Origin of the sequence: Sphingopyxis terrae subsp. terrae NBRC 15098 (assembly GCF_001598815.1) — a bacterium.
Taxonomy (GTDB): domain Bacteria; phylum Pseudomonadota; class Alphaproteobacteria; order Sphingomonadales; family Sphingomonadaceae; genus Sphingopyxis; species Sphingopyxis terrae.
On sequence record NZ_BCZQ01000037.1, the window covers coordinates 21,722 to 41,282 of the forward strand.

Consider the following 19,561-nt stretch of genomic DNA (forward strand, 5'->3'; position numbering starts at 1 on the left):
GCCATGCGCGCGCCCTTCCCTTCCACGCTCGCCGCCGCCTTCGCGCTCGTTCCCGCTCCCGCGCTGGCGCTCGAGACGAGCTTCCACACCTATGACGGGTTCAACGAGACGGTCGACGCGTTCCGCCTTGTCTCGATGATTTTCGCCGACCCGCGCTACGAGACGCTGGTGGTGATCATCGCCGTCGCCGGCATCGCGCTCGGCGCGCTCCTCGCGAGCGTGCGCGGCAACGGCATGGGCATCGTCGCCTTCGGCTTCCAGACGCTCGTCGGCATCGGCCTCTTCGTCGGCCTCGTCGCGACGACGGGAACGGTCCATGTCTACGACCGTGTCCGCAATGCCTATCAGCCGGTCGGCGACGTGCCGAACCTGATCGTGCTCGTGGCCGGCGTCACCAACATGATGGAACGCGCGATCGCCGAGACGATCGACGACAATACGCTCGATCCCAATGCCAAGCTCGAGTTCGGCGCCGGCGGGCACAGCTTCGATCTCTTTCTCAATGCCGTATCCCCGCGCGGGCCGATGACCGACAGCTTTCTCGACGCGACGATCAAGGACTATGTCCGCCAATGCTACCCGGTCGCGCGCGTGTCGCCCGCCTATGGCATCGACGACGATCAGCTGTTTAGGACCACCACCGACCTGCCGCAGGCGTTCGCCGCGATGGCGGGGCCGGCGACCTTCAGCACGGTGTTCACCGCCTCCGACAAGGGCGGCACCACGGTGAGCTGCACCGAGGCATGGACGCATATCTCGGACCGCCTCTCCGATCCGGCGCTTTTCGAGGATTATAGCCGGCAGGTGTGCGAACGCACCGGCTATGACATATCGAACGCCGCCCAGCTCCAGCGCTGCCGCTCGAACCTTGGCGCGCTCGGCGACAAGATGCTCGGCACCCCGCTCACGCTCCAGCAACTGATGACCAACATCAACCTCGGTAACGCCGTCGGCGACGTGCTCTTCGAAGACAGCCCCGCGACCGCGGCGCGCGTCATGGCGAACCGCGCCGTCGTCTCGAGCGGGCTTGCCACCATGTCGACCGCGAACGAATGGATGCCGACGATCCGCGCGACCGTCTTCGGCATCATGCTGTTCATGATGCCGATCGCCCTCCTCTTTATCTTGACCCCGATCAACCTGCGCGTCGCGAGCTTCGCGCTCGGCCTCTTCGTGTTCGTCGCCATGTGGGGGGTGATCGACGCCGGCATCTATCAGCTGACCCTCGGCCGCGCGATGGACGTGCTTGCCGAGATGCGCTCGAACCATGTCGCCGCCAATGCCTGGATGCTCGCGCCCGGCTCGGCCATGAAGGCGCTCGCCATCTTCGGATCCTTCCGAACCGCCGCCGCCGGGCTCGCCGGAGCTTTCGTGTTCACCGTGTTCCGCTTCTCGGGCAATGTGTTCACCTCCTTCACCAGCGGCGCGCTCGGGGCGCAGGGTCAGGGCACCGCGGCCGCGACCCCGATCATGACACACGAAGGCCGAGCGCAGGCGCTCGAGGCGCAGGCGTCGGCGAGCGGCACGATGGCGCGGCGCGGTGCGACGTCGAGCTTCGGGGATTTCGGGGAGCGCTCGACGCTCGGCAGCAACCGCGCCTTCGGCGCCGCCGGAACCTATCTCGCCGATCGCACACCCGGCGTCGGCGGCACGACGGGCTTCGCACTCGGCGCGACCGATGCCGCACGCGATCTTGGCGGGCTCGCGCCCGCACTCGTCGGCCGCGACCTCACTCATCCCGCGACCGCCGCGGCCGTGCGCGCCAATGCGACGACGGCGGCGATCCATAATTTTGCCGAGAAGGACGCGCTGCGCGGGCTCGGCACGAGCTATTTCGGCGAGGGACAGGCGGGCGAGCGCGCCTTTGCGCGCTTCGCACAGAACATGGTCCAGTGGAAAGCATTCGGCGACACCCGCGCCTATGACATGATGTTCCAGGGCGCGCAGCGGCACTTCGAGCGCAACGGCTATGCGGGGAAGGATGCCGAGCTCAAGGCCTCGACGGTGATCGCGCAGGCGTCGGCCGATCCGACCTTCGCGAAACTCATCGCCAACACTTTCGACCAGGAGCAGATGCTGCGGAACGATCTGACCGGGGCTGAGGTCAATGTCGGCGCGATGGAAGGGCGGCGCGACTATGCCGGCGATAATGTCGCGGCCGTCGAGCGGCGCAATGTCGCGACCGAGCAGGCGTATCGGACCGGCAGCAATGAAGGCCAGCGCAATGCCGCAGCGATGCTCGGCCTTCCCGTCGACGAGACCGCGCGCCGCATCTCCTTCATCAACACCCTCTCAGGCGAGGCGCGCTCGTCGGCCATCTCCTCCCTCTCCCGCGCGACGAGCCGGAACGAAGCGCAGGTCATGCGAGCGCTGGAAACCTACAATGCCTCGGTCCAGCTCGGCACCGCCGACGGCGCGACCGAACAGGCCGGACGCGAGGGCACCAGCGTCTATGGCCGCACCCGCGAGGCGGCGGGCTATGACTTCGCGGAGCGGTCGGGCAAGCTCGATGCCCAACGCGAGATCGGGCATTCGGGCGTGCGCGGCGCCGCGCGGATCGGGGAGCAGCGGCGGCAGAGCGATAATTTCGGATTTGCCGAGGGTGCGGCGACCGCGGGGGTTTCGACGCGCGAGGCGGCGCAGCTCGATGCTTTCATCGGGGCGCTCAGCCGAACCGCAGGCAACCAGGTCGATATGGCCGAAGGCGGTGCGGCAGGGATCGCCGATCGCGCGCGGAACGAGCGGCTGACGCGCATCGTCGACAATGAACGACTGACCCGCATGCAGGGACTGCTGCGCAGCGAGGGCATCAACATGACCAAGCGCGAGCTCGCGATGGCGCAGAATGGCGATCTCAATCTCAACGTGTCGCCCGATGTCGCGCGCCAGCTTCGCGCGGCGGGCCTCATTAACGACAGCCAATATGGCGCGATCGCCGAGGGTGGCCGTGCGCGGTTCAGCTTCGCGGACAATGATCTGCTGGTATCGAGCAGCACGGGATTCTCGCGATCGGCGCGCAGCGACACCAGCACCAAATATGAGGCCGGCAAGCTGGCCGGACCCGACACGATCGAGAATATGCTGAGCAGCGAACAGGGTCAGGCCATGATGGCGAACTGGCTCAAAGGCGGGTTCGAGATGGATCGCAATGGCGAGTGGCGGCTTAATCCGCAGGTGGCCGATACGCTGCAGCGCGATGTGTCGGCAATCATGGCGCAGACGGGATGGCAGCGTTCGATATCGCGACAGGCGGTGGATCAGATCACCATGGGGACGACGGTCGGCGGCGAGATCGGAGCCAGTTCGCAAAGCACGGATTATGCCTCTCGGAGTGCTCGAGCCAAAGGAGGTGTCAGCCGCGGGAAACAGACGTCAGGAATCGTCAGTGGAAGGCTTGGGCTTTCGAGCAACGATGTGGGAATAAGCTCCGAGAACGCTCAGGCCGCTCTTGATATCGTGAACTATGATGTTCGCGGAGTCATCACGGCATCCGAACGCGCTGCGGCTCGTTCAGCGACTCCCGAAGCGACTTTCATCCAAGAGTTGAACCGCCAGTTGCTCGGGCCGGAGGGACTACGGAACCGCTATCTGGGGCAAGCCGATTCCGCGCGGGGAACGGCGGACGTCACGGCCCCGATGACTTCATATGAGCAGTCTTCAATCCTGAGCAAAGGCCGGTTCTCCACCGATCTCGCCAATGGCCCATTCGACGGCGATAACAACCATAAGAAACGCTAGAAAGCGTTGCCGCTGTTGATACCATTCGGGTTGCCGACGTACAGGATACCCGATCGCGGATCATAAATATCGAAAGCGGGGTCAGGTTGCCCCGGTCGCCGCACCGACCAGTCGTCGCGAAATATCTCCATTTCTTCGAGTTCCTCGATCTCCGCAGCGGTCAAAGGCTCCCACTCGTCGGTTGCCGACCTATTCAGCCATGCGCGAGCAAATCCGAACCCCAGTACGAGCAGCGTGGTGAACGGAAAGAATAGGACGTAAAGATAGCCGGCGAAAGCGCTCTCGAAAAACGCCCGCAGCGCCGGGACCTTCAACGAAGCCGCCGCCACCGCCCAATAGATTGGGATCGCTGCCCACCAGAGCTTGGCATACCACGGGCGCCACAGCCAATCGGCCGCAGCGGGCGGCGAAGCTTCCGGCTTCGGCAGTATTGACGAGGGCTTGTTCTGCATGGCTTTCCTCGCATTCGAATGTACCATGGACAGCGATCCATGGGAATTCGGAGTGCTGCTGAAATCGAACGAATTCCCTCGGGAGCAAGGCAACCTGTACCCCATTCACCGATTTCTTGTGCTTGGCTCGCCACGCCCCCTCTGCTCCCTCAGTCTACGATGAGTCGGGTTAAGGCTAATTTGTCAGGGCAGGCGCTGCGGCCCGGCTTGCCACGCAATCGTCAAAAATGCAGCGAAGAGTGGCCCGCCCACGGGCCGAAAGCGCCACGTTTGTTCGCCGCGCATCGTGCGGATCTCGTTGGCGTTCGACGATCGCGCGCACTTCTAGACTTTGGGTCAGCCGAACCGCCGTTGCGATCGAGACACCGCTCGCATAGCCGAGGCTGGACACGGACAGTCGTTTGCTAGCGGCATCGGCCGAATAAAGCTCGAGCAAGATGATCCAGCTTGCAGGGCTCAGACTGATTTCCCGGATATAGCGGTCCATTATTCGCTGCTCTGTGAGCAACTCACGGCAGAAGCGCAGTCGGCGGGCTTCGACATCGAAAGTCGGATCATCTTGATGTGCCGCGACATCCGACATGCGCCCAGACAACGCCCCTGCGTTTGCGGGCGCGAGAAGCCAGATAGGCAGGCGCCGCAGACGAAAGCTGCGGCCCGATGCGTGTCTTGCAGAGGCTCGAATATTGGCACCGCCAAAATCGAGCCTCCCATTTGCTTATGAGGAGGTTGCGAGACGTTCGATTGCGGTCGTTAAAGTGCCCGGCTGGCTGGCAGGTTGATGAACAGCACTAAAGCTGATAAGCGTATAACCACTTAAGCGACTATGAGGATCTATAGACGATGGGCGAAGTGACCCGCTGGACGGTGAATGTCGCACCGGAAACTGACATCGATGTCCGAACCTATCTAGCACAGCGCGGCATGAAGAAGGGCGACCTGTCGCGTTTTATCGAAGAATCGGTGAAATGGCGCCTGCTCGACCTGACGTTGGCGGAGGCCCGTGCCGGTTTCGATGACCTGTCATCGGACGAGATGGATAATCTGATCGACGAAGCGGTTGCCGACGCGCGTCGGAACTGATGCATGCGCGTCATTATCGATACCAATGTGCTTGTCAGCGCCCTGCTGCATGAACGGTCGCTGCCCTACCAACTGATTGCCCTTTGGCGCCAGGGCAGGGTCGCGCTGGTCACATCCGCCGAACAACTGGACGAACTTCGGCGCGTCACGCGCTATCCTAAAATTCGCGCTCGACTGAATCCTGCAGTCGCCGGACGCCTGGTCAACGAATTGAAAGGCGCCGCCATAGTGGCACAGGACCTGCCCGATGTTTCTGTGAGCCGCGATCCATGGGACAATTATCTGCTGGCAATGATCGAAGTGGCGAAAGCCGGATATCTGATCACGGGCGACAAAGCCGACTTGCTGAGCTTGGAGCGCCATGCCGGGGCACAGATCGTCACAGTTCGAGAATTCCTGAAACTGATCACGGGCAACGAACCAGGAATTTAGCTGCCGGCGGCAGCCTTCTTCAGGTCGGCGATATGTGAACCGCAGATCGCCTCGACGATCGCGCGCAATTTCTCGGCCGACGCTGCGAGCGCTTCGAGGTCGGCAGCGCTGATTTCGTAGCTGGCCGAGTATCGGGCCTCAACGTAAGCGCGTTTCAGCAATTCAAAGCGGCGGCGGTCGATCTTGCTGTCCCGCGGCCAAGCTTCAACCAATCTTGGTTCCCGGTCCTCTGCCAGCGAGCGCAGGAATTTGATGTTGTGGGAGCGCGGAAAATAAAGCGTCGTCGTCAGCAGGAAACATGCGTAAATGGTCTCGACAGCTTGGTGTAGATTGAACGCGATCTTGTTGCGCCAATCCTGATCCATCTCTTGCTCGCCTGCAAGTTGAGCCAATTTCATCCAGTTCTGAGCTGATTTGACCTGCTTATCGAAGTACCCCACGGCCATTTCATAGGCATCGACCGGTGTCAGCGGCTTCGGCGTCGCCAAGGGATGATTGGGTAGCTCGTAGAGCATCACGCCGTCGCGGATGATATCAACCCAGAAATATTCGCCGCGGCTGAGCGCGCGGTTCACGTCGGCGAGCGTATGGACGATGATGTTCAGCGTCCGTCCGACATCGGGGTCGCGGAGGATCTTGTCCTCGGCGAGATACCAATGGTCGGAGATGTCGGTGAGATCCTCATGGCTCACGACGATCAGCAGGTCGAAATCGGACTGATAGCCATTCTCCGGCTCATCGACCCAGTCGTCGCGGGCATAGCTGCCAAATAGAATGATCTTCAGTATCTTGCCGTTGCGCTTGCCCGGCTGCGTCGCGCGCTCGATCGACCGCGCGAACTCCTCCATAAGCACCGCCTTGATGCGTTCGAGTTCGCCCTGCTGTTTTGCTGGAAGGTGGCAGATTTCTGTTTTCATCTTCGCCCTACGCCTTGGAACTGCCACATCCCCTTATGCCGCGGAGTCGTCGCGGAAACGATCCATCTGATGCATGCGTTCGTGAAGGATCGTAACGATGCCCGCAGTTCCGTCGCCGAGCAAACGCCAATAGACATAATGGTGTTCGCACTTGCCGTAATAGCCATCAACACCGAATTCTGCCGGAATAGCCCGCCAAAGAACTTCCCGCCTGGCGATCCGACCAAAGCAGTCGAAGAGACCCCGCACATAGGCTTCTGCCTGCGCATCTCCCCACTTCTCTCGCGTATAAGCATAGATTTCGTCGAGCCGCTGCCCGGCGATCGCGGAAGCCCGGAAATTAGCCATCGTCAGTTCCGGCGCGCCCGACCGATCACCGCATCGGCATCGAGAGGCACGAAGTCAGAGTCCGGCGCTGCGAAAGCCCGATGCAACTCCGCCTTCAACCGGGCGAACTGCTCCGCTTCCGCGCGCTCCTTGTCGCGCCGAATGAGATCACGGACATATTCGCTGACATTCTCATAGGAGCCGTCGTCGCCAACATTGGTCGCGACGAAATCGCTCAGCGCGCCGCCAATACGGACATTCAGGGTTGTTTGTTTGTTCATAAAAACCTCGAGTCCGTCACAATATAGAGGAATATTATGGACATTCAATCATGATTACGTGATCGGCGCTTGGGCAGCCATCTTCCTATCTATTGGCCGCAGCTTCGTCTGCGGAAATAGACGCATTCGTGAGCAGGTTTGGCGACCGCCTCGAAGCCGGCATCGAGCCAGGCACGTCGATGGGGCGGCTCTGATTCCGAAAATGCAACCGCTGACCACCAATCGTCACCGAACGCCGCGCGCGGAAGAACCGCGCCAATGATGCTCTCGATGTGCGAAAAGCTGAGTTCGACGCCATCGGCATCGTGGCAAACCCTCCACCGCCTGAGGAAGGCGCCAAGCGCATCATATTTTCCCATGACGCCGTTTCAGGGCGGTGGCGTCTCGAAGTCAAGGGCGCGGCCTTCAATAGCGCCAGATCTGCCACCACGGCGAGGGCGGTGTGGTGATCAGGATATGGACGGCGCGCGCAAACGCCTTCTCGATCTCTTCAATGCCCATGTCGTGTCTTTCGGCCAAATCCTCATAGCCCGCGTTCTTGAACCGGATCGCAAGAAAGATGGCGCGATCGAACGGCTCCATTCGGCGGATCGCCCGCCGCGCGATCCGCAACCGCTTACTCCCGCTCCCGTTGCTGGACATGATGATCCTCCTGCCAGACCGGCAGCCTGAGCGACCGCCACCGCCTTTCTGACTCCCCCTTCCCTCCCTGCATTCCGGACAAGAAGCGCGCGCATCCCCTTGCTTTTCCGAGTGTCCGGGCACGATGAGGCATGGTCCGGCGGAAGTCTTGCTCTTGGAAAGCAATCGATTATGCTGAACGGGCATCGGGCTGGCAGGCGGCGCGATGCCGGGGCTTGAGAACCCTTTGAGCAAAAACACCTGTTCGCCATCCTGTCCGGGTGGCCGTCGCGCATGTACAAGCCTTCGGGCTAAAGGCGACGGCGCACGCGCCTCAAGTGTGTTCTCAACACCCGGCTTTGGGCCGCCTTTCCTCCCGTCCGGGAAGGCGAGACAATGGATTATGACGAAGAGGCTGCCGAGGCGCGCCGGCGAGCGGAGCCCGCATTGCAGTTCGAAAGCGACGACTGGGGCAGCCAGAATAAGACCGCAGCTATCGAGGCCATGTATCAAGAGCACCAGCCGCAACTTTCCCGTTTCCTGCGCCGACGGACGAATTCGCAGGATGTCGGGGATCTGGTCCAGGAGTGCTTCCAACGCCTTGCCGCAAGCGGCGCGGATATTGTGTCGCGGATCGAAAAGCCCGGAGCCTATTTGGCACGAGCGGCACGCAACCTGCTCATCGAACGTGCCCATGTCGACCGGCGTCGCTTCGCCTCGGCACATCATGAATATGACGATAGCGAGCATCCAGGGTCCGACCCCCACGCCGCGCTCGAAGCAAGGGACATGATGCGCCGTGTCGAGGACCGTCTCGAACGCCTGAAACCGAAAACGCGCGACATCTTCCTGATGCACCGGTTCGACGGTATGACCTATGCCGAAATCGCGGCGGCAACAGGAATGAGCGAGAAGGGCGTGGAAAAGCAAATCGCCAAGGCCATGACGGCAATCCTTCGCGTAAAAGGTCCGCGGTCATGAGCCGCGAGGTACAAGCGGGAAAATGGTTCGCGCGCATGCGCGCGAGCGATGCGGCGGCTGATCGCGCCAGGTTCGATGCCTGGATGGCCGATCCCGAAAATGCCGCGGCCTATGCCGAGGCGGAAAGGCGCTGGGCGGCTCTCGATGTCAATGTCGCGGGTCGGATCAGGGCGCGTGCGCCGCGCCCTTCCGGATCACACCGGTGGCGCTGGGCGACGGCTTTCCTTCTCGCCGTCATGCTTGCCGTCGGAGGCGCCTGGTATGCAGGCCGCGCAGGGACCGGTTCGCAATTGGCGACCCGGTCCGTCGAGGGCGAAACCGTTCGGCTGGCCGACGGCACATTGGTTGAACTTCTCGACGGCGCGAAGATCGAGACCAGATTTTCAGAAGGTGGCAGAGAGGTCGTCATGACCGGCGGCCGTGCCCGTTTCACCGTTGCGCACGATGCCTCACGGCCCTTTCGCGTCGTCGCGGGCGGATCCGAAATTGTCGCACTCGGCACCGTCTTCGAAGTCGATCTGACACGACCCAATCCGAGTATCCGGCTGGTCAGCGGCTCGGTCGATGTGCGGGCGACAGCGCCCGGCGGACGCACGGTCAGACTGAAACCCGGCGACACGGTCGAGGTGCGAGGCAGCGAACCGCTTCATCTGCCGCGCGGCGCCGCCGCTGTCTCGACGCCCGACACGGCGATGACGATGCCCGTGGCGAACATTCCAACAACGCCGCGGGTCGTCGCGGACAAATTGCCGCTCAGCGACGTCATCGATCAAGCAAACCGGGTGAACAGCAAATCAATCCGGTTGGCTGACCCCGGGCTCGGATCGCTTGAGGTCACGGGCCGGTTCGATCTCACCGACAGCGCGTCGCTCGCGCGGAAACTCAGCGCGGTTTTTGGACTTTCGGCCCAAGAGAGTGACGGCGCCATCATCCTGTCCAGGAAAAAAACGGGGGGATAATTCAGCCGGCCTCGTCTCGCCCTTCCAGACGGCCATCACGGCCGCGCGGGAGGGAAAGATGAGAGTGAGACTTCTGGCAGCTATCCTGGCTTCGACGGCTGCGACGATTGGGCTTCCAGTGCCCGCCGCCTCGGCTGAGACGGGCCAACAAAGCTATGACATCGCGCCGCAGGATCTGGCGGACGCTTTGCGGCAATATTCCGAACTTTCGGGCCGGGACGTCATCGCCAATTCGGACGTTGTCGCGCGCAAGAAAAGCGCCCGGGTCAGCGGCACCTTCAACGCCGATGCGGCCCTGGCGCAGCTTCTGGCCGGCACCGAACTGGTCGCCGAAAGCGTGGACGGAACGCTCGTTATCCGCGAGGGAAAGGGCGACAGGTTCGCCGAAAGCTCGGCAAATCGCGGGACCGCGCAGAGTGATGACGCGCAGATCATTGTCACCGGTACCCGCATTCGCGGAGCCGGCCCGGTCGGCTCGCCCGTGACGATCGTGGATCGCGATGCGCTTGACCGGAGCGGGCGCACGACGCTCGCCGACTATCTTCAAACCATCCCGCAGAATTTCTCGGGCGGCCCCAGTGAGGCCACATTTGGCGCGACCGCGCGAGGCAATGCGAACACAAATCTCAACTTCGGGTCGGGGATCAATTTGCGCGGTCTTGGCAGCGCCTCTACGCTCACCCTGTTCGACGGCGTTCGCCCGGCCATGGGCGGTGCCTGGGGTGCGTTTACCGATCTCTCCTTGATCCCCTCGTCCGCGATCGACCGTATCGAGATACTGACCGACGGGGCGTCGGCCATTTACGGTTCGGACGCGGTAGCAGGCGTCGTCAATCTTCGCTTCCGCAATCGCTTCGAAGGTGCGGAGACGCGCATGCGAGCCGGGACGGCGGACGGCGATTTCAGCGAGATGCAGATCGCCCAGCTGCTCGGCAAAAAATGGAACAGCGGTCACCTCGTACTCGCCGCCGAATATTACAGCCGCGGCAACCTGCCCGCAACGAAGCGGCGCTTCACCAGCGAAGATCTGCGCCCCGTAGGCGGCCCCGACCTTCGGTCGAATTTCGCCAATCCCGGGACGATCCTTGCCGCCAATGGCCGCGTTTTCGCAATTCCCCCTGGACAGGACGGGCGGGGCCTCACCGCGGCCGATCTGATCGAGGGGAGCTTCAATCGCGCCGACGCGCAGCGGCTCGTCGACATCCTGCCGCGCCAACGCAGCCTCAGCTTCTATGCCTCAGCCGAACAGGAGATCGGGGCGATCACCCTTTTTGCGCGGGGTCTCTATGCGGACAGGCGTTACCGTGTGAACCAGCGCCGGTTCGGACCCGTTCCCGTCACCGTCACGAGCGCCAATCCCTATTATGTCGATCCGATCGGCACCGGTCAGCCGATCACGGTATTCTACGACCCGTCGGCCGATTTCGGTCCCGAGGGCGCGCGCGGTAGAGCGCGCGCCCTCAACCTCTCAGGCGGGGCACGCGCCAATGTTGGCGACTGGTCGCTCGAGATCAGCGGCGGCTACGGCCTGCAGCGCGAGCGCGCCGACGACATCAATATCATCCACATCACGCGCCGCTCCGAGGCGCTCGTATTATCCGACCCGGCAACAGCGCTGAACGTGTTCGGAGACGGCGCGGTCAATGATCCGGCGCTTGTCGGCAGACTTCGCGGCGGCCTTGTCTCGCGGGTGCGCTCGCGAGTCTGGACGGCGGCTCTGCGCGCGGACGGCAGTTTGTTCGATCTTCCCGCCGGCACAGTGAAACTCGCCGCCGGCGCCGAGATTCGCGGCGAACGCCTCGACTATACGTCGGTCTTTGACCTCTTCGGTAACAGCACAACCACCTCGCGCCTGCCCGGGCTTCCGGGCAAGCGCACGGTTCGAGCCCTTTATGGCGAGTTGGTAATTCCCATCTTCGATGCAGGGACGAGCCTCCCGGGTGCGCTGCAGCTGTCGCTCGCCGGACGCCATGAGGATTATTCGGACGTCGGCAGCACGAGCAACCCCAAGCTGGGTCTGCGCTGGACGCCCGTTCGGGGCGTGGTGGTCCGGGCCTCCTATGGCCATTCCTTCAGGGCACCCTTCTTCACCGAACTGGTCGGCGCCGCCAATGCGACCTACCAGCCCGTCTATCTGCCCGATCCTCAATCGCCGACCGGCCAGACGCTGGCGCTCGCGCTACTTGGTTTCCGTCCCGACCTTGGCCCCGAGAAGGCGACGAGCTGGACGGCGGGCGTCGACCTCGAACCCGTCGCCCTGCCGGGGTTGAGGCTTTCAGCCACCTGGTTCGACATTGCCTATCGCGACCGTATCGCGAGCGCCTCCTTCGATATTTTCAACTTCCTCGCACGGCGGGATGTCTATGGCGAGCTTGTCGACGAGACGCCCGACCCGGCGGAGGTCGCTGCCTATTTCGCAAATCCGAACCTCAGAAATCCGCTCGGTGTCCAAGCTTCGGATATCGAGGTCATCGCCGATGCGCGAACTTTCAACCTGTCGCGGGTGACGATCCGCGGCCTGGATTTCGACGCTTCCTACCGCCATTCCATTCCGAATGGCGCGCTCACGCTTTCGCTGGGCGGATCTCGCCTGTTCAGCATCGACCAGCAGGTCACGCGCTCCGCGCCAGCGATCAACGCGGTCGGGACGCTTGGCAATCCCGTGAAGCTCCGCCTGCGCGGTCGCCTCGGCTTCGAGGCGGGGCCCTTCGACGGCGGGCTGTCGCTGCTCCATATGTCGGGTTATCGCAACCAGACCGCGACGCCTGCCGAAAAGGTGAAGAGCTGGACGACATTCGACCTCCAGCTCGGCGCGCGCATCGCTGGCGCTCCAGGTGGGCGAGCCTTCCGCCTGGCACTCAACGTCAACAATCTCTTCGATCGGGACCCGCCTTATGTCCTTTTCAGAACGGCGACCTCGGTACTCGGCTATGACCCCGAGCAGGCGAGCGCTGTAGGGCGAACGATCGCGCTGCAGGGGATCGTAACATGGTGATGCTGGCGGCGGCGATGGCCGCCGCCACGCCGCTCGTCACCGTCGAGGATATTGTGGCGACACGCGACATCAGCGGCGTCACCATATCGCCCGACGGCCGCTGGGCTGCCTATCGTGTGAGCGAGCCTTCGGTGGCCGAAAACCGCGTTGCACTTGGCTGGCATATCGTTGGGGTCAATGGCGGCGACCATCGCCGCGTCGCGGATGGAGGCGCGGCGAGGTTCAGCTTTGCCGGCACGCTGATCGAGAATGCGCCCATATGGGACGCGGATTCGAAAGGCTTCCACTTTCTTGCGATGCAGGACGGCGCGGTCGGCGTGTGGTCGTGGCGCATGGGCGGCAAGGCCCGGCTCGCGATTTCCGATCCTGCCGACATCGTCGATTTCCGGATGGCGGACGATGGTCGCCGCATCATCTATCATGTCGGGGCGACACGAGCCCAAATCGCGGCGGCGGAAAAGCGGGCCTATGATGAGGGGGTGCTCGTTGATCCAACGGTCGATGTCATGCAGCCGTTCGCCGGGGGCGCGATCGTCGACGGGAAGCGCGTCATGCAGCGGCTGCGGGGAGGATGGTTTGAACGCGTGCGCCTCCTCGCGGACACGCCGCCGACGGAAAAATCGGCGATGGTGTGGGGATCGGCCCAGCCCGACTCTCCCGTGCCGCAGACCTCTGCGATCGGGCAACATGTCGTCGCCGGCGACAGCGCGGAGGCCAGAATCGTTCGCGATGGAGGCAAAACCCGCGTCGACGTGTTGCAGCCGGGCCATCCGCCCCTCGAATGCGCTATCGCTGCCTGTGCATCACCCAGGCTCCGCGCGCTTGGCTGGCGCCCCGACGGCAAGGCGCTTTTGCTCTTCGAGGCCAGTCCGGGATCCGAAGAGACAATTTCGTTGTGGCGTCTGAATGGCGAAGCGCCTGAACGGCTCGCGGTCACCGACGGGGCGCCCTTCTCGCCCTTCAATCCCGATCGCTGCGCGATTGGACCCGCCTTCCTTGTCTGCGCCGAAGCCTCAGGCGTCTCGCCGCCGAGGCTTGTTCGCGTCGATTATAGCAGCGGGGCCCGGAAACTCCTGGTCGACCCCAATGCGGACCTGCGGCGCAAGATCGCCACAAAGGCCACGCCCATGTCCTGGTCGATCGCCAGTGGGCAAAAGTTCAGCGGTTTCCTGCTTCGTCCAGCGCACGCTGCGCCGCCCTTCCCGCTCGTGATCCAATATTATCATTGCGACGGTTTCTTGAAGGGCGGCGTCGGCGACGAGATCCCGATGCTGCCCCTCGCGGACTCCGGGATAGCGGTTCTCTGTATCCGAAAGGCTCAGGGCAAATTCTCCAACGCTGAGGAAGAATATGACCTGGCGCTTTCGGGCATCTCCGCCGCAATCGATACGCTCGCCGCAGACGGCATCGTCGATCCACGGCATGTCGGTATTGGCGGCCTCAGTTTCGGATCGCAGGTCGCCCTCTGGGCCATCCGCAAGTCGGATCGCTTCGCCGCCGCGACGCTCTCGTCGGCGCAGTTCGAACCCCATTTCTATTGGGCCACTGCGTTGCCCGGCAGCGGTATGCCCGACACGCTGGCGAACCGATGGGGCCTCGGCGATCCCGACACCGATCCCGAAGGCTGGAACCGGCTTTCCGCGACAAGCGACGCCGCCGGCCTCGACACCCCTCTCCTGATGCAACTACCCGAAGCCGAGGCTCGCCTTGTCATCGAGTTTCACACGCGCCTCAAACGGGCCGGAAAGCCCGCCGAGCTCTTCGTGTTCGCCGACGAGCCTCACATCAAGACCCAGCCGGTGCATCAATTTGCGGTCAATGCGCGCAACCTCGACTGGTATCGCTTCTGGCTGGCCGATTTCGAGGATCCGAACCCTCAAAAGCAGGATCGATATGCGCGTTGGCGCGAATTGCGCGCGGGACATCCCTTGCAACGTCCCGCGCCATAGGTTCGTGCCGGGCGTCCGTTCCCCGGCGGACATCCGGCACGGGCTATTGGCCGCCAGCCGTCGGTGCCCCTGCAACCGAACGCGCCCATCTTTCCATGTCGACGAGTTGCAATATGCGAACATAGTCATTGTCGAGCGCGCCAGCAGGACGCGCGGTCGCGGCGCCAATCGCGTCACAATCAATGATACCCAGCGCCGCCAGCAGTCCCTCCTGCAAAAAGTCGCGCAGATGTGCGCGGTTTCGATCATAGGCCGGCACAAACAGGGATTCGAGTCCGCCCTTCGTTCGGCGCTGTAAAACAAGCGCCGGAAGATCGCCCGCAAACGCCTTGCGCGCTAGTGAGCGATCGTGCCCGCCCGCCGACCATTGCCAGACCGGGACGCCAAGGCCGTATTCGACCAATGGTTGCGAAAGCAGCGGCGCGATCACGGGCACATGAAAAGCGCGGTCATAACCGTCGAGAAAGGGCAGGATGCGCATCAGCATGCCCACATAGGCGCGCTGTCCGTCGCTGGCGGCGGACGCATCGGCAAACCAGGGATGTTCTGGCACCGTCGAAGCATGACGGCTAGCCAGGAACCGCTCATCGCGAGGCCAGGGCGGAGGCCGCTTCAGAAGGCGCCTGATAGCGAAGCGCCATGCTTCGAGCATATGGGTGTTAGTGAGGCGCCCAAGGTCGGAGGCCGCTCGCCAGGCCGCGCCGAGCCCGGCAAAGCGCAGCGCGTCGACTACGGGAGCTGCGGAAATGATATAGCCGAAGAGATTATCGCCGCCGACGCCGGTGAATATCGCGCCCGCACCATAGCCCTCGGCTGCTTCGCATAACCGGATATCGCTCTCGTCGATCAGGCCGAAGCCGCCGGGCCTGACGCGCGGTTCGCCGAGGGCAGCAAGCGGGTCCGGTGGGGCCGCATTCAGCAATATTTCGAGAAGCGCTATGTCGGCGTGATCGGCGACCGCATGGGCGTATCGGCGTTCGTCCCCATCAGGACGCCGCGTCACAAGCGTCACCGCGCGCCACGTCGCACGCGTCCGCGCGAGCGAGGCGGCGACGATCGAGGAATCAAGCCCGCCCGAGAGCTCGAGCTGGACGCGCTCGAACCGCGTCGACCATGCGCCGACCGCTGACATGACGTGTCGGCGGAGCTCGTCGAGCGACGCCTCGACTGGTGGACGCACGGTGAAGGACCATGGCGACCAGGCTTGGCGAACGACCGCGGGCGAACCCATCATGAGTGTTTCGCCGGCGAGAAGCTCGCGCACCATGGCGATCCCGGTTGCCGGACCGCGCAAGATAGGGAAGCGAAGCTGGGCATCGATCGCGGCGGGATCGAGCCTGTCGAGGGAAAGGCCCATCGCCTTGCCAATCTCGAGGTGCGAAAATGCGCAGGCGCCGTCTTCGGCGAAAAAGAGCGCTGGTCCCGTCACCGGCGATCGCAGGACATGGACATCGCCCGCCGGCTCCTTCCAGGCCAGAAGATAATTGCCCCACAAATGTTTGACGGCCCATTCAGCGCCGCGCGCTTCGATTTCACGGGCTTCGTCATCACCGAGCTCATCGCAGGCGCGATTGTCCGAGCGGCGGAACGCCCAGCCAAACAGAAGCGTGTTACCCTTCTTCGAAAACGCTACCGCCGCGTCGCTCAGCAACCGGACATGGGCCAGTCGCGCGACCTCGCGGAGGCTCCCACGGGGTTCAGAATGCGACGCAGCGCGCGCTTCGAAGGCGATGCGCAAAGTCACAGCCTGAAGACCGGTGTGAAACTGAGCACATTCGCCAGCGGATCGGACAACAGATAGTCTTCGGCCTGCACCCAGCAATGCGCGGCGAAAGGATCGAGGCGAACGCCGAAATAGAGGTCGGCGTCGAGGCCCTTTCGCCAGAGGAGGCGCATCAGGGCGAGCGAGTCCGGAACGCAGCTTCGCTGGATCGGGACGTCGGCACGTCGAAGAGCGAAGGCGCGCGCGTGGTCCGCAGTTTCGATCGAAAACTGCCGCCCGACATCCACCGGGCGAGCCCGGCGCCATGCCGCGATACTGCGCTTGATGCCCAATATCCGCAGGCTGGCGCTCGCCTCCAGTTGCGCGCGCAGCGCATGGTGAAATGGAAGATGGGCTGACACACGGGCTTCCGCCTCGAGGACACTTGAGCCGGGCAGCGCAGCCTCCACCGGTTCGAAACCGTTGCTGCCTTCGACCAGCAGCGACCGCCCGCCGGGCCGGGGAAGGCGACGAATTGTGCCTGCATCAATGGTCCCGGCGATCAGGTCCCGCAGAGCCTGGGCGGCCTCGGCCTTGATCAGAAAATAGCGGTTGATGTCGAGGTCGAGCAAAACGGCGCGTTCGCCGATGAAGCCAAAGGAAAGCCCGGGTCGAAGCTGATATGTCATGAGAATGTGGAGGGCGCGGCGATGTGCCGCGCCCTCCCCGGCCTTCAGTCAGCCAGGATGGCCGGAACGAGCCGTTCGAAGCCGCCGATTTCGGCGACGTAGATGAGCGAGCCGCGCGTCTCGATGCTCGCGACGCCCAGTTCCTCGATGCCGTCTTCGACAATGTCATTGCGGTCCATGGGACTCTCCTTCGTCAATGCCGCGGAATTGCGACACGGCCAAGGCTATGCTCCCTCGTTCAAATAGGAATTTTATACGGCTCATATGGGTCGAATATATTCTAGAGCGACTCTTCGCGCGGCCTGAGTTCCGCCACGACGCGGCCCGCGAGAAGGATACGGCGGCGATGGAAACGTGTGATTTTGCTGCGCAAGGCGCTCCAGCGCCCGAAACGAAAATCATCGTCCATCGCGATGATCGCCGCGTCGCTCCGCCGGTCGACGCGTACTTCGGCGGCCCGAAACACATGGCAGCGTTCGATCAAACTCACCGTCGCAAATCGAAGTTCTCGATTAGAGTTGGTCCAGGCGATCGCCCGAAACAGCGCCGCAACCCGCTCGGGATAATCGCCGGCGCCTGAGTCGCTGAACGATCTCTGCGGAATGTGGGGGTCGGGCGGCTGCCCCTCGAGCGCCAGCGCCAGAAGCGACGCGCCCCAGGCATAAAGGTCGTGGAGGTCGGCTTCGGCCAGTATCGGTTGCCGAAACCCTTCGTGACGCCAGGCTTCGAGCAGCCTTTCGCCCGAAAGCCGGTAGAGGGCGTCGCGGACCGGCGTCGGGCTGACGCCAAGCACCCTCGCAAGTTGCGCGGGTTCGAGCCGCTCCCCCGGCGCGAAGTCGCCGCGCATCACCTTCGCCTTGAGCTCGGCATAGACGAGTTCCATCGTCGCGCCGGGACTCATGATCTCGTCCCCGAGGCGACCGCTTGCTGGGACGCGACATGCTGCGCGAGCATGGCGGCTTGATCGGGCCGAAGGGCATCGACCGCCGCGCGCGCGTCCTCGGGGTCGGCATCGAAGAGGACCGACGGGCATTGACCCTCGAAATTGCCGAGATTGGGCCGGTGCTGGACATAGCCGACGAGTTCGGAGATCTCCCTTGGAAAGGATCGCGCGATATGCGGAGGATAGGCCAGCCATTGATTCTCATAGGGCTTGAGCCATCCAAGACAGTAGCTGACAATGATCCCCCGCCGGACAGCTTTGCTATGGTTTGCGCCGGCTCCGTGCAGCGTCGACCCGAGGAAAACGATCGCATCGCCGGGTTCGGCCTCAGCGATGATGGGCGCCTCCCTTGGCTCTTCCACCAGCGCTTCGAGCCCATGGCTGCGCGGCCAGATGATCGTTCCGCCATTTTCTGCAGTGAACGAGGTCAGCGGCCACATGACGTTGACGAGATATTCGACCTCGCCGAGCGCGCCTTGCCACATATCCTGATCGCGATGCGGGAACTGGGCGAGCGCGCCGGGATGAAGCTCGATCGCCTGCGCTAGGTTGAGCTGAATGCGCTCGCACCAATTGCCAAGCGCGATCTCGGCCAATTCGAGTATCGCGCGGTTCATGACGAGGTCCGCCATGTGCGGCGAGCGAATGAGCAGGCGTCCGAAGCGCTTGGTCCTCGCGCCGTAGAAGCCGCCTTCACAGAAGGGTGTGGCAGCATAACGCGAATCGAGGTCGACATTGATACGGCCGAGCAATGACGGTGGCGCGGCGCCCCGGATGATCGCGAAGCCATTGGACATGAGGTCACGGGCCGCGGGCGAGCCTCGACGGTTTATTCCGTATGATGCTGGATTGATGATCATCGCGCCCTCCTCAAGCGGCACGCGCGGCGGGGGCCGCAGCGGACTTGACGGCGATGCCCGCTGCGGCGAGCTTCGCCACCGTGGAGCGATCGATATCGATGCGAAGCGCCACAAGCGCCTGTCCCTGGTGGAGGACCGGCTCGCCAAGCGCGTGGCAATCCCAGCCGAAAGTCTGAATCTGCCGGAACCAGGTATGTTCGGCGACGCCAGTGTAGGTGTGGATGTCGTTCGCGAGGGCATGTTTGGCGAGACCCACGAGGAGCACGTCGCGCGCGATCCGGCGCTGCCGCGCGCCGATCCCCGGCGAGAGACAGAAGCGGGTGATTTCGAAGATGGCTGGCCCCTGAGGGATGGGGCCGGTGACGAGAAAGGGAAAGAGCGCATCGAGCAGCGCGGGCCGCGTGGTTGGCAGCAGACGTGCCGAAGCGAGATGTTCGCCCGCCTCGTCGGTGACGATCAGATAGGTGGCATGGATATCGTCAAAATGATCGACTTCATATTGATCCGCGAGGGCCGGAATGTCCCATTTCAGAAGATCGATGAAGACGCGTTTGCGGGTCGCGTCCGTCAAGGTGGTGTAATTTCGGCTGTGGCCGTGGGCCATCGTCAGGCGGCTTTGGCGGTGATGTGTA

Annotated in this window: 21 protein-coding genes; 8 read left to right on the forward strand and 13 right to left on the reverse strand. The window is 63.2% G+C overall.

What is annotated here, in order from left to right; all coding sequences use genetic code 11:
* Positions 1–3 precede the first annotated feature (3 nt).
* Positions 4–3,738: a conjugal transfer protein TraG N-terminal domain-containing protein gene (locus STE01S_RS17960; RefSeq protein WP_062770272.1), complete on the forward strand. Its 3,735-nt coding sequence runs from the start codon at positions 4–6 to the stop codon at positions 3,736–3,738.
* Here STE01S_RS17960 and STE01S_RS17965 read toward each other — a convergent pair.
* Both STE01S_RS17965 and STE01S_RS17970 read right to left on the reverse strand, forming a co-directional pair.
* A complete protein-coding gene (locus tag STE01S_RS17965) occupies positions 3,735–4,190 on the reverse strand; it encodes a hypothetical protein (RefSeq protein ID WP_062770273.1) in 456 nt (151 codons plus the stop codon). The genes STE01S_RS17960 and STE01S_RS17965 overlap by 4 nt on opposite strands.
* A gap of 175 nt (positions 4,191–4,365) precedes the next feature.
* Entirely contained in the window at positions 4,366–4,773 is a 408-nt protein-coding gene (locus tag STE01S_RS17970) for a MarR family winged helix-turn-helix transcriptional regulator (RefSeq protein ID WP_120694226.1), read from the reverse strand.
* Between the two features lie 260 nt (positions 4,774–5,033).
* Between STE01S_RS17970 and STE01S_RS17975 the strand changes: the two genes are divergently transcribed.
* Both STE01S_RS17975 and STE01S_RS17980 read left to right on the forward strand, forming a co-directional pair.
* Positions 5,034–5,273: a ribbon-helix-helix domain-containing protein gene (locus tag STE01S_RS17975; RefSeq protein WP_062770279.1), complete on the forward strand. Its 240-nt coding sequence runs from the start codon at positions 5,034–5,036 to the stop codon at positions 5,271–5,273.
* Between the two features lie 3 nt (positions 5,274–5,276).
* Entirely contained in the window at positions 5,277–5,705 is a 429-nt protein-coding gene (locus STE01S_RS17980; RefSeq protein ID WP_062770282.1) for a putative toxin-antitoxin system toxin component, PIN family, read from the forward strand.
* On the opposite strand, the gene STE01S_RS17985 is transcribed toward STE01S_RS17980, so the two are convergent.
* From STE01S_RS17985 to STE01S_RS20155, 5 genes are all read right to left on the reverse strand, one after another.
* A complete protein-coding gene (locus STE01S_RS17985) occupies positions 5,702–6,622 on the reverse strand; it encodes a HEPN domain-containing protein (RefSeq protein ID WP_062770285.1) in 921 nt (306 codons plus the stop codon). The two genes, STE01S_RS17980 and STE01S_RS17985, sit on opposite strands and share 4 nt — an antisense overlap.
* A 33-nt stretch (positions 6,623–6,655) precedes the next feature.
* A complete protein-coding gene (locus STE01S_RS17990; protein WP_062770288.1) occupies positions 6,656–6,970 on the reverse strand; it encodes a type II toxin-antitoxin system RelE/ParE family toxin in 315 nt (104 codons plus the stop codon).
* A gap of 2 nt (positions 6,971–6,972) precedes the next feature.
* On the reverse strand, positions 6,973–7,230 hold the full coding sequence (locus STE01S_RS17995) for a ribbon-helix-helix domain-containing protein (RefSeq protein WP_062770291.1): 258 nt from the start codon (positions 7,228–7,230) through the stop codon (positions 6,973–6,975).
* A gap of 89 nt (positions 7,231–7,319) precedes the next feature.
* Positions 7,320–7,589, reverse strand: coding sequence for a DUF7662 domain-containing protein (locus tag STE01S_RS21095; RefSeq protein WP_062770294.1), 270 nt, complete (start codon positions 7,587–7,589; stop codon positions 7,320–7,322).
* A 46-nt stretch (positions 7,590–7,635) separates the two neighbouring features.
* Positions 7,636–7,842 (reverse strand): RNA polymerase subunit sigma, encoded by a 207-nt coding sequence (locus STE01S_RS20155; RefSeq protein WP_162928324.1) that lies wholly within the window; start codon positions 7,840–7,842, stop codon positions 7,636–7,638.
* A 405-nt stretch (positions 7,843–8,247) separates the two neighbouring features.
* Here STE01S_RS20155 and STE01S_RS18005 point away from each other — a divergent pair, with 405 nt between their 5' ends.
* Genes STE01S_RS18005 through STE01S_RS18020 form a run of 4 tightly spaced genes read left to right on the forward strand, consistent with a single transcriptional unit; the run spans position 8,248 to position 14,735 of the window.
* Positions 8,248–8,832, forward strand: a complete 585-nt coding sequence (locus STE01S_RS18005) for an RNA polymerase sigma factor (RefSeq protein ID WP_062770297.1) — start codon at positions 8,248–8,250, stop codon at positions 8,830–8,832.
* Positions 8,829–9,791, forward strand: coding sequence for a FecR family protein (locus STE01S_RS18010; RefSeq protein ID WP_062770300.1), 963 nt, complete (start codon positions 8,829–8,831; stop codon positions 9,789–9,791). The genes STE01S_RS18005 and STE01S_RS18010 overlap by 4 nt, the downstream gene beginning before the upstream one ends.
* A gap of 58 nt (positions 9,792–9,849) precedes the next feature.
* Complete coding sequence (locus STE01S_RS18015; RefSeq protein ID WP_082813419.1) at positions 9,850–12,786, forward strand: TonB-dependent receptor domain-containing protein; 2,937 nt, start codon at positions 9,850–9,852, stop codon at positions 12,784–12,786.
* Positions 12,780–14,735 (forward strand): Atxe2 family lasso peptide isopeptidase, encoded by a 1,956-nt coding sequence (locus STE01S_RS18020; RefSeq protein ID WP_062770306.1) that lies wholly within the window; start codon positions 12,780–12,782, stop codon positions 14,733–14,735. Before STE01S_RS18015 ends, STE01S_RS18020 begins: the two co-directional genes overlap by 7 nt.
* 43 nt (positions 14,736–14,778) lie before the next feature.
* Here STE01S_RS18020 and STE01S_RS18025 read toward each other — a convergent pair whose 3' ends face one another.
* Entirely contained in the window at positions 14,779–15,969 is a 1,191-nt protein-coding gene (locus STE01S_RS18025) for an asparagine synthase-related protein (RefSeq protein WP_218017002.1), read from the reverse strand.
* On the opposite strand from STE01S_RS18025, the gene STE01S_RS20715 reads away from it, so the two are divergent.
* A complete protein-coding gene (locus tag STE01S_RS20715; protein ID WP_218017003.1) occupies positions 15,940–16,536 on the forward strand; it encodes a hypothetical protein in 597 nt (198 codons plus the stop codon). The two genes, STE01S_RS18025 and STE01S_RS20715, sit on opposite strands and share 30 nt — an antisense overlap.
* On the opposite strand, the gene STE01S_RS18030 is transcribed toward STE01S_RS20715, so the two are convergent.
* The 5 genes from STE01S_RS18030 to STE01S_RS18045 form a co-directional block, all read right to left on the reverse strand.
* A complete protein-coding gene (locus tag STE01S_RS18030) occupies positions 16,476–17,126 on the reverse strand; it encodes a lasso peptide biosynthesis B2 protein (RefSeq protein WP_062770312.1) in 651 nt (216 codons plus the stop codon). The two genes, STE01S_RS20715 and STE01S_RS18030, sit on opposite strands and share 61 nt — an antisense overlap.
* Positions 17,127–17,170: 44 nt before the next feature.
* On the reverse strand, positions 17,171–17,305 hold the full coding sequence (locus STE01S_RS20910) for a hypothetical protein (RefSeq protein ID WP_255266016.1): 135 nt from the start codon (positions 17,303–17,305) through the stop codon (positions 17,171–17,173).
* A gap of 101 nt (positions 17,306–17,406) precedes the next feature.
* Positions 17,407–18,027 carry a GntR family transcriptional regulator gene (locus STE01S_RS18035; RefSeq protein WP_062770315.1) on the reverse strand — a complete coding sequence of 207 codons (621 nt, stop codon included), beginning with the start codon at positions 18,025–18,027 and terminating at the stop codon, positions 17,407–17,409.
* Positions 18,024–18,866: a phytanoyl-CoA dioxygenase family protein gene (locus tag STE01S_RS18040; RefSeq protein ID WP_120694229.1), complete on the reverse strand. Its 843-nt coding sequence runs from the start codon at positions 18,864–18,866 to the stop codon at positions 18,024–18,026. Before STE01S_RS18040 ends, STE01S_RS18035 begins: the two co-directional genes overlap by 4 nt.
* A 73-nt stretch (positions 18,867–18,939) precedes the next feature.
* Positions 18,940–19,561: acyl-homoserine-lactone synthase (locus STE01S_RS18045; RefSeq protein WP_322787083.1), on the reverse strand; the 622-nt coding region annotated here is incomplete at its 5' end.

Excerpts from the sequence above, each read along its gene's own strand:
- STE01S_RS17960 (WP_062770272.1), top strand. The coding sequence starts at position 4 with ATGCGCGCGCCCTTCCCTTCCACGCTCGCCGCCGCCTTCGCGCTCGTT.
- STE01S_RS17965 (WP_062770273.1), bottom strand. The coding sequence starts at position 4,190 with ATGCAGAACAAGCCCTCGTCAATACTGCCGAAGCCGGAAGCTTCGCCG.
- STE01S_RS17970 (WP_120694226.1), bottom strand. The coding sequence starts at position 4,773 with ATGTCGGATGTCGCGGCACATCAAGATGATCCGACTTTCGATGTCGAA.
- STE01S_RS17975 (WP_062770279.1), top strand. The coding sequence starts at position 5,034 with ATGGGCGAAGTGACCCGCTGGACGGTGAATGTCGCACCGGAAACTGAC.
- STE01S_RS17980 (WP_062770282.1), top strand. The coding sequence starts at position 5,277 with ATGCGCGTCATTATCGATACCAATGTGCTTGTCAGCGCCCTGCTGCAT.
- STE01S_RS17985 (WP_062770285.1), bottom strand. The coding sequence starts at position 6,622 with ATGAAAACAGAAATCTGCCACCTTCCAGCAAAACAGCAGGGCGAACTC.
- STE01S_RS17990 (WP_062770288.1), bottom strand. The coding sequence starts at position 6,970 with ATGGCTAATTTCCGGGCTTCCGCGATCGCCGGGCAGCGGCTCGACGAA.
- STE01S_RS17995 (WP_062770291.1), bottom strand. The coding sequence starts at position 7,230 with ATGAACAAACAAACAACCCTGAATGTCCGTATTGGCGGCGCGCTGAGC.
- STE01S_RS21095 (WP_062770294.1), bottom strand. The coding sequence starts at position 7,589 with ATGGGAAAATATGATGCGCTTGGCGCCTTCCTCAGGCGGTGGAGGGTT.
- STE01S_RS18005 (WP_062770297.1), top strand. The coding sequence starts at position 8,248 with ATGGATTATGACGAAGAGGCTGCCGAGGCGCGCCGGCGAGCGGAGCCC.
- STE01S_RS18010 (WP_062770300.1), top strand. The coding sequence starts at position 8,829 with ATGAGCCGCGAGGTACAAGCGGGAAAATGGTTCGCGCGCATGCGCGCG.
- STE01S_RS18015 (WP_082813419.1), top strand. The coding sequence starts at position 9,850 with ATGAGAGTGAGACTTCTGGCAGCTATCCTGGCTTCGACGGCTGCGACG.
- STE01S_RS18020 (WP_062770306.1), top strand. The coding sequence starts at position 12,780 with ATGGTGATGCTGGCGGCGGCGATGGCCGCCGCCACGCCGCTCGTCACC.
- STE01S_RS18025 (WP_218017002.1), bottom strand. The coding sequence starts at position 15,969 with ATGATGGGTTCGCCCGCGGTCGTTCGCCAAGCCTGGTCGCCATGGTCC.
- STE01S_RS18030 (WP_062770312.1), bottom strand. The coding sequence starts at position 17,126 with ATGACATATCAGCTTCGACCCGGGCTTTCCTTTGGCTTCATCGGCGAA.
- STE01S_RS20910 (WP_255266016.1), bottom strand. The coding sequence starts at position 17,305 with ATGGACCGCAATGACATTGTCGAAGACGGCATCGAGGAACTGGGCGTC.
- STE01S_RS18035 (WP_062770315.1), bottom strand. The coding sequence starts at position 18,027 with ATGAGTCCCGGCGCGACGATGGAACTCGTCTATGCCGAGCTCAAGGCG.
- STE01S_RS18040 (WP_120694229.1), bottom strand. The coding sequence starts at position 18,866 with ATGTCCAATGGCTTCGCGATCATCCGGGGCGCCGCGCCACCGTCATTG.